Raw genomic sequence first — 9,990 nt, forward strand, 5'->3', positions numbered from 1 at the left:
GGACTGCATCAGCTGTAGTTCATGTTCCTATGTCTGTCCGTCGCGAATTCCCCTGGTGCATTACTTCAAATATGCGAGCGGGGAATTGATGGCGCGCCAACAGGCCCAGCAGAAAACCGAACAGACCAATCGCCTGGCCGAGGAGAAGCGGCTGCGGCTGGAAAGGGCCAAACAAGCGGCTGCTGCGCGCAAGGCGCAGGCTTCCGCCAAGGAGGATGCGTCATGAGCAAGGTATACCTGCCCGTCGCTCCATTAACCGGCGCCGACCATCCGGTGCAAGCCATCATGGCGCAGGTGGTATTGGCGCTGTTGCCGGCTACCGCGTTCGGCCTGTTTCTATTCGGCTGGCCGGCCCTTTATCTATTTTTGACGACTGTCTTGTCAGCGGTGCTGTTCGAAGCCGTTTGCCTGAAGTTGGCAGGCAAACCGGCTTCGCTTTTTTTGTTGGACGGTTCCGCACTGTTGACCGGGTGGTTGCTGGCTTTGAGCCTTCCTCCCTGGGCGCCCTGGTGGATAGGCGTGACCGGAGCGGGTCTCGCCATCATCGTCGGCAAGCAGATCTACGGCGGCATCGGCCAAAATCTGTTCAATCCGGCGATGCTCGCGCGTGTCGCCCTGCTGGTGTCGTTTCCGCTGGAAATGACGACCTGGGTCCAGCCTGCGCCTCTATTCTCCGAGCCGGCCCCCGGCCTGCTCCAGGCATTGGGAATCACCTTTGGCGGTGCCGGCATCGATGGTTTCGCCAGTGCGACCGTCATAGGCCATGCCAAGACCGAATTGTCTCAAGGCAAAACGCTAGTCGAGGCGTTTGCGAACGGGCAGTTCGGCCTGGCCGGAGCATGGCTGGGCTGGATTCCCGGCAGCCTTGGCGAAACCTCGGCCCTGCTGGTGGCGGTCGGCGGCGTATGGCTGCTTTGGAAGCGGATCATCACTTGGCACATCCCGGTAGCCTTGCTGGTCACCGTTGCCGGCCTCGCAACCATCTTCCACCTCATCGACGGCGATCGTTATCTCGGTCCGCTGTGGCACCTCGGAGCCGGCGGCGTGATGCTGGCCGCGTTCTTTATCGCAACCGATTACGTCACCTCGCCCGGCAGCCCAAAAGGGCAGCTGATTTTCGGTGCCGGCTGCGGGCTCTTGATCTTCGTCATCCGTACTTGGGGCGGGTTTCCCGAGGGCGTGGGCTTCGCCGTGCTGTTGATGAACGCGCTGACGCCGGTGATCGACTATTACGTCCGGCCACGCATCTACGGGCGCGATTACAAGGGCAAGCCCTTGAAATTGCCGGAGGGTAAAGAATGATCGCCTTGAATAAAGAGACGCTTCTGCAATTTGCACTCCTGCGATGGCAAAGACTGCGCCGAAAGTTCGATGATCTGGATGCGCTTCGGCAGCGTTTGGACTATCAGACCTATTTGCTGGCCGTTTGCGCCCTGGCTGCCAGTCTGCTCTTAGGGATAGGCGATCTGGTCACCAAAGAGGCGATCGCGGAGCGCCAGGCCGAAGATCTCCGGGCGACGCTGGGACAGGTGCTGCCGGAAGCGCTTTACGATAACGACGTGCTTGCAAGCCTGCGGGTGATTCCGTCGGCGGGAGAAGGGACCGGCCTCGATCAAACCGAGGTTTTCGTCGCCAAGAAAGGCGGCGAAGTCAGCGCCGTGGCGTTCAAGATGCTGGCTACCGGCGGCTATGCCGGCGACCTTACCCTGATGGTGGGCGTGGACCGCGACGGAAAAATCCTGGGCGTTCGGGTTATCTCGCATGCCGAGACGCCGGGCTTGGGCGATAAGGTCGAAACCTCCAAGTCCGGCTGGATTCTGGGGTTTAACGGCCGATCCCTGAGCAATACGTCCCCGCAAGGCTGGCGGGTCAAAAAGGACGGCGGCGACTTCGACCAATTCGCCGGCGCCACCATTACGCCGCGGGCGGTGGTCAAGGGCGTCGAAGGCGGGCTCAAATTCTTCGAGCGCCACCGCCAGGAGCTTTTAACGGCAACCGAGTAGCGGAGGAAAGCCGTCATGTCCGAATCCTTGAGCAGAATCGCCAAAGAAGGTTTGTGGAGCAACAACATCGTCTTCAGCCAGAGCATCGCTTTGTGCCCGCTCCTGGCGGTCACCGGCACGACCACCAACGGGCTCGGCATGGGGCTCGCCACGACCGCCGTCCTGATGGTATGCAATCTGTTGATTTCTTACGGCCGGCTGCTCATACCGTCGGAAATCCGAATTCCCGTCTTCGTGGCGCTGATCGCCATGGTCGTCACCCTGGTGGACATGCTGATGAACGCCTGGCTGCATGAATTGCACAAGGTGCTGGGGCTCTTTATTCCGCTGATCGTGACCAACTGCGCCATTCTCGGCCGGGCGGAAGCGTACGCTTCGCGCAAGCCGCCGGTTTACGCCCTGTTCGACGGGCTCATGATGGGGCTTGGGTTTACGCTGGCTCTGGTCGTCCTGGGCGCGGCTCGGGAAGTTAGCGGCTCGGGAACGCTGTTCGCCAATGCTTCCCTGCTGTTGGGGCAGGGGTTCGCCTGGCTGGAAACCACGCTGATCCCGGAGTATCGCGGATTCCTGCTGATGGCCTTGCCGCCGGGCGGTTTCCTGATGCTGGGTTTTATTCTTGCCGGAAAAAGATTGCTGGATAAGCGTTTGGCGCGCAGGCCGCTGCGAAACGCGGCGATCGAACAGCCTTTGGCCGAAAACGTCTAATTGGGTGAAGAGATATGCACGTCGGTGTATGTTACGCGGAAGCGGATCGCCAGGTATGGATGCGGCTGGAGGTCCCGGACAACAGCGTGGTGGAAGAAGCGATCCGCCGCTCGGGCATCTTGGAGTGCTTCCCGGAAATCGATCTGACCAGGCAAAAGGTCGGTATATTCGGCAAGCTGGTGAAGCTGGACAGTCCGATCAACGATGGAGACCGCATCGAAATTTACCGTCCCATCACGGCCGATCCGAAAACCGTCAAGCGTCGCCGCACCGCAAGCGATGACGACGATGACGATTGAGCGCGCCGCGCCTGGGTTACTTTTTCAATAACAATACAAACGGAGAACTTTCCCCGTGAAAGGCGACAGCAAGGTTATCGAATATCTCAACAAAGTCCTCACCAACGAATTGACCGCGATCAACCAGTATTTCCTGCACGCGCGGATGTTCAAGAACTGGGGGCTGCATAAACTCAACGAGAAGGAGTACCACGAATCCATCGACGAGATGAAGCATGCCGATCAGGTGATCGAACGCGTGCTATTCCTCGAAGGCCTGCCGAACCTCCAGGATTTGGGCAAGCTCAAGGTCGGCGAGCATACCGTGGAAATGCTGGAATGCGACTTGGCCCTGGAAATGGACGCCATTCCGCTGTTGCGCGAGGCCATCGCCTATTGCGAGCAGGTCAACGATTACGTGAGCCGTGAACTCCTCGAACACATTCTCGAAAGCGAGGAAGAACATGTCGACTGGCTGGAAACGCAATTGGGTCTGATCGCCAAGATCGGCATCCAGAATTACGAGCAGTCGATGATGTAAACGCTATCGCATGCGAAAGGCGAACTCGGGCGGTCGTTGACCGCCTTTTTTTGTCCGCTTTTAAACAAATTCCCATGAATGTTGGCTGCTTTGTATTTGTCCGGACATTCCCATACCGGCTGGCATGAATCTATCCACTTGAATATAAAGGCATATATGGATGGTACGCGGATTGCACTGTAAACCATCGGTACTAGGTTCAACGGATGTTTCGGCTCTGACGGTCAAGCCGCACGATGAGGAAGTGCCGCTATGCCCGCACTGAGACGGAACAGCGCGAATAGACAGACAGGAGCAAGCCATGCAGACAGTGCAGCATCAATCGGGTGCCGAGGGCGTCGACACGCACGCCGGAGCGGACGTAGACGAAATCATGCAAAAGGTCGCCGAGCATAAAGGCTGCGGGACCTCGGGAGGATCCGGGAAAGCCAGTTGCGGTTCCGGTGCGGGCGAAAACGACCTGCCACCCGAAATCTGGGAGAAGGTCAAAAATCATCCCTGTTACAGCGAGGAGGCCCACCACCATTACGCGCGCATGCACGTGGCGGTGGCTCCGGCCTGCAATATCCAATGCAATTACTGCAATCGAAAATACGATTGCGCCAATGAAAGCCGTCCGGGCGTGGTGAGCGAGAAACTCACTCCGGAACAGGCCGCGAAGAAGGTTCTGGCGGTGGCGTCCACCATTCCCCAGATGACCGTGCTCGGCATCGCCGGTCCCGGCGATCCTCTCGCCAATCCGGAGAAGACCTTCAAAACCTTCGAACTGATAGCCAAAACGGCGCCGGACATCAAGCTGTGCGTGTCCACGAACGGCCTGGCGCTGCCCGACCACGTGGAGCAGCTTTCCAAGTACAACATCGATCACGTCACCATCACCATCAACATGATCGACCCGGAAGTCGGGGCCAAGATCTATCCCTGGATCTACTACAAGAAAAAGCGCTATCACGGCGTCGAAGCGGCCAAGATCCTGACCGATCGGCAATTGCAAGGGCTCGAGATGCTGACCGAGCGCGGCATCCTGTCCAAGATCAATTCGGTGATGATCCCGGGGATCAATGACCAGCACCTGGTCGAAGTCAACAAAGCCGTCAAATCGCGCGGCGCGTTCCTGCACAACATCATGCCGCTCATCTCGGCGCCCGAGCACGGCACGGTGTTCGGCCTGACCGGTCAGCGCGGCCCCACGGCCCAAGAGCTCAAGGCGCTGCAGGACAGCTGCGAGGGCGAGATGAACATGATGCGCCACTGCCGCCAGTGCCGAGCCGACGCGGTGGGGCTGCTGGGCGAGGACCGCAGCGCCGAGTTCACCACCGACAAGATCATGGAAATGGAAGTCAGTTATGACCTCGAATCCCGCAAGGCCTATCAGGCGGCGGTGGAGAAGGAGCGTGACGCGGTGGTCGCGGCCAAGAAAGCCGAGATGGAATCCCTGGCGGGCGAGCATTCCGACATCAAGATGCTCATCGCCGTGGCCACTAAAGGCGGCGGCAAGGTCAACGAGCATTTCGGGCACGCCAAGGAGTTCCAGGTCTACGAGCTCTCGACCGCGGGCGCCAAATTCGTCGGCCACCGCCGGGTCGATCTCTACTGTCAGGGCGGCTATGGCGAGGAAGATTCTCTCGCGACCATCATCCGCGCCATCAACGACTGCCACGCGGTATTCGTGGCCAAGATCGGCGGCTGTCCGAAGAACGATCTGAAGGCGGCCGGCATCGATCCCGTCGATCAATTCGCGGGCGAGTTCATCGAGCAATCCGCGATCGCCTACTTCAAGGATTATTTGGACAAGGTGAAAAGCGGCGAAGTCGAGCACGTGGAACGCGGCGACGCGCAAATCCGCCAGGGTGCGCTGACCTCCGCGGAAGCGGCTTAGAGCTACCGTTTTCCGGTATTCACCCGCCTTTCGGGACGGCTAGTCCCGGAAGGCGGCCCCACCACTGACAGAGGAGTAAACACATGGCCTACAAGATCGTGAAAGACAACTGCACCGGTTGTTCCGCTTGCGAGCCCGAATGCCCGAACCAGGCGATTTCCGAGACGAAGGACGGTCTTTTCGTCATCGACCCCGCCAAGTGCACCGAGTGCATCGGGCATCACGACGAAGCGCAATGCGTCGCCGTCTGCCCCATCGACGACACTTGCATCATCGACGACAACTATCCCCGTTACCAAGCGGCCTAGGTGGATACCATGGATCTGACTATTACCCCGACTGCGGAAAAGTTCATCCGGCGCATGGTGCGCTTCGGCGGCGTCGGTGAAGACGCTGGGTTTCGCCTGTCGGTGAGCCCCGGCGGCTGTTCCGGCCTGGCATCGGAATTCAGCGTGGAAGCCGAGCCCAAGGCGGGCGACGCCGTGGTCGTAGTTAACGGCCTCAAACTGTTCCTGCCGGCGGAAAGCCGTTTGCTGCTGCAGGGCGTCACCATCGACTTTTCCGAGACGCCGACGTCCAGCGGATTCGTGTTCCATAACCCCAATTCGACGGGTTGCGGCACTTGTAGCAGCAGCAGTAGTTCGGCGGGCGCAGCGACGGTGTCGGTGTCCTCCATCCAGGTCAAGAGCAGTCATTGACGGACGGTTGCGCCGACATGCAGAACAGTTTCGCGCAAGCACAATCCTCAGAGGCGCCATCGCTCATGCCGGATGCTTCGGACTTCGGACTTGGTATAGATGCCGCCGCGGCAGCCTGCCTGGGCTCGGGATTGCCCGAAGAGGCCGAGCGGCATCTGCGCCAGGCCGGGCTTAGCTACCACCGGGACGAGGAAGCGCTTGCGCACCTGCAAGCCGCCTGGCAGGCGGCACCTGGCCACGCCGCCGTGTATATCGGCCTGTACCGGTTCTATTTTTACAAGAACCGGTTGCAGGAGGCCCTGGACGTTGCCCGCGACTGTCTGAAGAAAGCCGCTCTCGACAACGGATTGCCGGAAGACTGGCGGGCAGCGAAAGCGACGGACGCCAATTTCGGCAGCTTCGACGCGATTCTGCCCCGGTTCTTCCTGTTTACCCTCAAGGGTTACGGTTATCTGAATCTGCGATTGGGACGACTGGACGAAGGGCGGGCCGCCGTCGAGAAACTGGTCGAACTCGACCCGGGCGACAAGCTCGGCGGCAAGGTGCTGCTGGATGTCCTTGAGAGGCAAGCCAATGGGGACGACGACTGAAATCGACGAAGCCCGCGACTGGCACGGCAATCTGCTGGACTGCTCCGGATGCGAGCGCCTTGCGGAATCGGCGAATGGGCGGTGCCGATTGGGCCATGCTTGCGTGCATGACCGTTACGCCCGCCGTATCGACCGGTTCTTCCGGTGGAATCCGCATCTCGCCAAGGAGTATCTGGAGCACCCGTATTTCGAGACGCGGGCCGTGGCGGCGAAATACGTGGAGGTGTTTCAGTTGCCGCGCCTGATCGCGGACCCGGACGAAACCGTGCGGCAGAGCGTAGCGCAGCGCCTGCCGCTTCGCTCCCGGCATCTGAAGGCGCTCGGCCGGGACCCGCATCGGGAGGTGCGCATCCGGGTGGCGGAACGCCTGGAGCTTAGTGATCTCGCCTCGATGATCGACGATCCCGACTACTACGTCAGGCAGATCGTAGCCCGGCGTCTTCCGCCGAGCATGCTGGTTCGGATGCTGCACGATCCGGATCGGGAAGTGCGCAAGGTCGTGGCGCGGCGCGCAGGCGCCGAATGGCTGCACACGATGGCGAAAGACCCGGAACTGGACGTGCGGCTGGAAGCGATTAGACGCATGGATGCCGGTCAACTGAAACATTATCGGGACGACCCCGACTGGCGCGTGCGCTACGAGGTCGCCAGCCGGCTGGATCTCGCCGAGCTCGCGCCGATGCGCGGCGATTCCGACGCCACGGTGCGGGACTTGGTCGAGCAGCGCCTCGCCGGGCGGCACGATGCCGATGTTTTACCGGAAGCTTGTTAAACCACAATCACTCATCGAGGAGCGATATGGCTACCACTATTGTACGCGACAGCGATGTCAACGAATTGAACGATCCGCCGCGCTTCAAGTTCGGCGAAAAGGTGAAGTCGAAAAAGGTGGTCCGGAACGACGGCACGTTTAACGGCCGCGATATCGGCGAGGTCCTGGTCAAGAAAGGTGAGGTGGGATACATCAAGAGCATCAACACCTTCCTTCAACAGTTTTACATCTACGCCGTGGATTTTCCGGAACGGGGTTACGCGGTGGGCATGAAGGGCCGCGAAATCGAATCCCTGGACAATCCGCCGCCCCCGAAAACCGTTCCGGTTCCCGAAGGAGGGGAGACGGCATGATCGAGCCACGCACACCGATTTATCAATGGGGACAGAAGGTCTGGGCGGAAACGGATCTCTTCAACGACGGCACTTATCCTGATCGCGAGCCGGGGGCCTTGCTGGTGGCAGCGGGCAGCGAAGGCGAGATCGTGCAGGTGGGATTCCACGAGGAAGCGAAAATTCCCGTGTACCTGGTCGAGTTTCCGAACGGCTGCGTCGTGGGCTGCTTAGAAGAGGAGCTTCGATCCGACCAAGCCCGAGGGCAGGTGGCCGGGATTCTGTAGACGGCATACGCATTACGCTGGTTCCCGACTTCTGGTTGGGAACCGGATCTTTAGGAAGCTCCGGCTTCCTGTGTCGCGAAGCGGGAGCTTCTCGAGGCCGCGTTCCCGAGCGGGAGCTTGGGAACGAGCGAGAGCGAACGGACGGAACATGGACGGAAAGAGTTGTGCGGAGGTCTTGATCCGATGAACGGCAATCTTGCGGTATCCAATTTGATGTCCGTGTGTCCTCATCCCAACGAGGTGGATCGGAAGCGTATCGACCGCGCGCTCGGGAAGCGCAAGCGCTACCGCTACGTGACTCCGGTGGTCCGTCCGATCGAGGCCGGATATGAAATCGTCAGCCCGTGCTGCTCGCGGAACATCGATCCCGATGGCGGGGTGATCGATATCGCCCGGCTGGAATTTCAGGATAGTTCGCGGTGCTGGAGGCTGTACCGCAAGGATCACAAGGCGGGCCTATGGATCGAGCACGGCGAATACCACGCCTTGTCTCAGATTCTCGAACTTTTGAACGAAGACCCGGATAGGCAGTTCTGGCAATGAGCGACCCAATCATTTATCTGGACAACAACGCCACCACGGCGGTAGCGCCGGAGTGCGCCGACGCGATGGCCCGGTGTCTCAGGGAGAGTTACGGCAATCCGTCCAGCAAGCACCGGGCCGGCGAAGCGGCCAAGGTCGAGAGCATCGCCGGCCGCGCCAAAGTGGCGGCGCTCCTGGGCGCCACGCCGCCGGAAATCGTCTTTACCAGCGGCGGCACCGAGGCCAATCACCAGGCTGTTCTGGGAGCGCTCGCCCTGTCGCCGGGGCGGCGCCACATCGTCACCAGCCGGGTGGAACATCCGTCAACGCTGGCCCTATTGCGCCATCTCGAATCCCAGGGCGTGCGGGTGACCTATTTGCCGGTGGACGGACAGGGGCGGCTCGATCTCGGAGAACTCGAACGCGCCCTGACCGAGGATACGGCCCTGGTTTCGCTGATGTGGGCCAATAACGAGACAGGCGTCCTGTTCCCCGTCGAGGAAGCCGTGGCGATAGCCCAGGCCAGGGGCGCGCTGTTTCATACCGACGCGGTTCAGGCGGTCGGCAAGACGCCCATCGATTTAGCCCGAGTTCCGGTGGATTTCCTGTCCTTTTCGGGCCACAAGATTCATGCACCCAAAGGCATTGGCGTGCTGTTCGTGCGCAAGGGCCGAAAGCTTCCGCCGCTTTTGTTCGGACACCAGGAGCGCGGGCGCCGCGGCAGCACCGAGAACGTGCCGGGGATCGTCGCCCTCGGGGTGGCGGCCGAATTGGCCGCAGCCGCTCCGGCAAACTCCGGGTCCCGGATCGGGGCTTTGCGCGATCGTCTCGAGGCGGAACTGCTGGCGCGTATTCCCGGTGCCTTCGTTAACGGCGGCGGCGCCGAGCGGGTGGCGAACACCACCAGCCTGTGCCTGGGAACGATCGAGGCCGAGCCGATTCTCGACAAGCTCGACCGGGCTGGAATCTGCGCCTCGGCCGGAGCGGCCTGCACCGCCTCCGGGACCGAACCCTCGCACGTGTTGACCGCCATGGGCTTGGCCCCGGAAGCCTCGCTGGCCACGATCCGCTTCTCCTTGAGCCGCTATACCACGGCAGAGGAAATCGACCGGATCATAGCGGTGCTTCCGGAAATCGTCCGAATGTTCGAGGCGGAGGCCGCATGACTCCTAGGAGCACCGGCCTTTGTCTCCCCTCACAGCGTGAGAAAGGGCAAGACGTAGGATGCGCTGAGGTACGAAGCGCCCTTCGACTAGGCTCAGGACAGGCCCTTCGACTGAGCTCAGGACAGGCATCAATCGCGAACGATGCGGTTCACTTCGTTCAGCACATCCTACTAGCTGGAGGACGTCGCAGATGCCCCGAAACGACAAAACATTGATT

Annotated in this window: 14 protein-coding genes and 1 pseudogene; all 15 read left to right on the top strand. The window is 60.7% G+C overall.

What is annotated here, in order from left to right:
- Positions 1–226, top strand: a pseudogene (locus ABJK70_RS14230) (electron transporter RnfC); the annotation flags it as partial.
- Positions 223–1,302, top strand: a complete 1,080-nt coding sequence (locus ABJK70_RS14235) for an RnfABCDGE type electron transport complex subunit D (RefSeq protein WP_347258300.1) — start codon at positions 223–225, stop codon at positions 1,300–1,302. The pseudogene ABJK70_RS14230 and the gene ABJK70_RS14235, both read left to right, overlap by 4 nt.
- Complete coding sequence (gene rsxG / locus ABJK70_RS14240) at positions 1,299–2,003, top strand: electron transport complex subunit RsxG (RefSeq protein WP_347258301.1); 705 nt, start codon at positions 1,299–1,301, stop codon at positions 2,001–2,003. Before ABJK70_RS14235 ends, rsxG begins: the two co-directional genes overlap by 4 nt.
- Before the next feature lie 15 nt (positions 2,004–2,018).
- Positions 2,019–2,708, top strand: coding sequence for an electron transport complex subunit E (locus ABJK70_RS14245; protein ID WP_077729027.1), 690 nt, complete (start codon positions 2,019–2,021; stop codon positions 2,706–2,708).
- Between the two features lie 14 nt (positions 2,709–2,722).
- Entirely contained in the window at positions 2,723–3,007 is a 285-nt protein-coding gene (locus ABJK70_RS14250) for an RnfH family protein (protein ID WP_077729028.1), read from the top strand.
- Positions 3,008–3,062: 55 nt separating this feature from the next.
- Positions 3,063–3,527, top strand: a complete 465-nt coding sequence (gene bfr / locus ABJK70_RS14255; protein ID WP_077729029.1) for a bacterioferritin — start codon at positions 3,063–3,065, stop codon at positions 3,525–3,527.
- A 301-nt stretch (positions 3,528–3,828) separates the two neighbouring features.
- Positions 3,829–5,406, top strand: coding sequence for a nitrogenase cofactor biosynthesis protein NifB (gene nifB / locus ABJK70_RS14260; RefSeq protein ID WP_205780683.1), 1,578 nt, complete (start codon positions 3,829–3,831; stop codon positions 5,404–5,406).
- An 83-nt stretch (positions 5,407–5,489) separates the two neighbouring features.
- The gene (locus ABJK70_RS14265; RefSeq protein WP_077729030.1) at positions 5,490–5,714 is read left to right on the top strand and encodes a 4Fe-4S binding protein; all 225 of its coding nucleotides are present in this window, start codon (positions 5,490–5,492) and stop codon (positions 5,712–5,714) included.
- Between the two features lie 9 nt (positions 5,715–5,723).
- Entirely contained in the window at positions 5,724–6,104 is a 381-nt protein-coding gene (locus tag ABJK70_RS14270) for an iron-sulfur cluster assembly accessory protein (protein WP_086135502.1), read from the top strand.
- Positions 6,101–6,694 (top strand): tetratricopeptide repeat protein, encoded by a 594-nt coding sequence (locus ABJK70_RS14275; protein WP_347258302.1) that lies wholly within the window; start codon positions 6,101–6,103, stop codon positions 6,692–6,694. Before ABJK70_RS14270 ends, ABJK70_RS14275 begins: the two co-directional genes overlap by 4 nt.
- A complete protein-coding gene (locus ABJK70_RS14280; RefSeq protein WP_077729032.1) occupies positions 6,678–7,466 on the top strand; it encodes a 4Fe4S-binding leucine-rich repeat protein in 789 nt (262 codons plus the stop codon). Before ABJK70_RS14275 ends, ABJK70_RS14280 begins: the two co-directional genes overlap by 17 nt.
- A gap of 26 nt (positions 7,467–7,492) precedes the next feature.
- Entirely contained in the window at positions 7,493–7,819 is a 327-nt protein-coding gene (locus tag ABJK70_RS14285; protein ID WP_077729033.1) for a nitrogen fixation protein NifZ, read from the top strand.
- Positions 7,816–8,085, top strand: coding sequence for a nitrogen fixation protein NifZ (locus ABJK70_RS14290; protein ID WP_077729034.1), 270 nt, complete (start codon positions 7,816–7,818; stop codon positions 8,083–8,085). The genes ABJK70_RS14285 and ABJK70_RS14290 overlap by 4 nt, the downstream gene beginning before the upstream one ends.
- A 183-nt stretch (positions 8,086–8,268) precedes the next feature.
- Positions 8,269–8,628 carry a DUF3024 domain-containing protein gene (locus ABJK70_RS14295; protein WP_077729035.1) on the top strand — a complete coding sequence of 120 codons (360 nt, stop codon included), beginning with the start codon at positions 8,269–8,271 and terminating at the stop codon, positions 8,626–8,628.
- Positions 8,625–9,773, top strand: a complete 1,149-nt coding sequence (locus ABJK70_RS14300; protein ID WP_347258303.1) for an aminotransferase class V-fold PLP-dependent enzyme — start codon at positions 8,625–8,627, stop codon at positions 9,771–9,773. Before ABJK70_RS14295 ends, ABJK70_RS14300 begins: the two co-directional genes overlap by 4 nt.
- Positions 9,774–9,990: the final 217 nt, after the last annotated feature.

It is taken from the genome of Methylocaldum sp., from assembly GCF_039794385.1.
Lineage (GTDB): Bacteria > Pseudomonadota > Gammaproteobacteria > Methylococcales > Methylococcaceae > Methylocaldum.

What these genes read in the sequence shown, in the direction of transcription:
- ABJK70_RS14235 (WP_347258300.1), top strand. Translation starts at nt 223, where the DNA reads ATGAGCAAGGTATACCTGCCCGTCGCTCCATTAACCGGCGCCGACCAT.
- rsxG (WP_347258301.1), top strand. Translation starts at nt 1,299, where the DNA reads ATGATCGCCTTGAATAAAGAGACGCTTCTGCAATTTGCACTCCTGCGA.
- ABJK70_RS14245 (WP_077729027.1), top strand. Translation starts at nt 2,019, where the DNA reads ATGTCCGAATCCTTGAGCAGAATCGCCAAAGAAGGTTTGTGGAGCAAC.
- ABJK70_RS14250 (WP_077729028.1), top strand. Translation starts at nt 2,723, where the DNA reads ATGCACGTCGGTGTATGTTACGCGGAAGCGGATCGCCAGGTATGGATG.
- nifB (WP_205780683.1), top strand. Translation starts at nt 3,829, where the DNA reads ATGCAGACAGTGCAGCATCAATCGGGTGCCGAGGGCGTCGACACGCAC.
- ABJK70_RS14265 (WP_077729030.1), top strand. Translation starts at nt 5,490, where the DNA reads ATGGCCTACAAGATCGTGAAAGACAACTGCACCGGTTGTTCCGCTTGC.
- ABJK70_RS14270 (WP_086135502.1), top strand. Translation starts at nt 5,724, where the DNA reads ATGGATCTGACTATTACCCCGACTGCGGAAAAGTTCATCCGGCGCATG.
- ABJK70_RS14280 (WP_077729032.1), top strand. Translation starts at nt 6,678, where the DNA reads ATGGGGACGACGACTGAAATCGACGAAGCCCGCGACTGGCACGGCAAT.
- ABJK70_RS14285 (WP_077729033.1), top strand. Translation starts at nt 7,493, where the DNA reads ATGGCTACCACTATTGTACGCGACAGCGATGTCAACGAATTGAACGAT.
- ABJK70_RS14290 (WP_077729034.1), top strand. Translation starts at nt 7,816, where the DNA reads ATGATCGAGCCACGCACACCGATTTATCAATGGGGACAGAAGGTCTGG.
- ABJK70_RS14295 (WP_077729035.1), top strand. Translation starts at nt 8,269, where the DNA reads ATGAACGGCAATCTTGCGGTATCCAATTTGATGTCCGTGTGTCCTCAT.
- ABJK70_RS14300 (WP_347258303.1), top strand. Translation starts at nt 8,625, where the DNA reads ATGAGCGACCCAATCATTTATCTGGACAACAACGCCACCACGGCGGTA.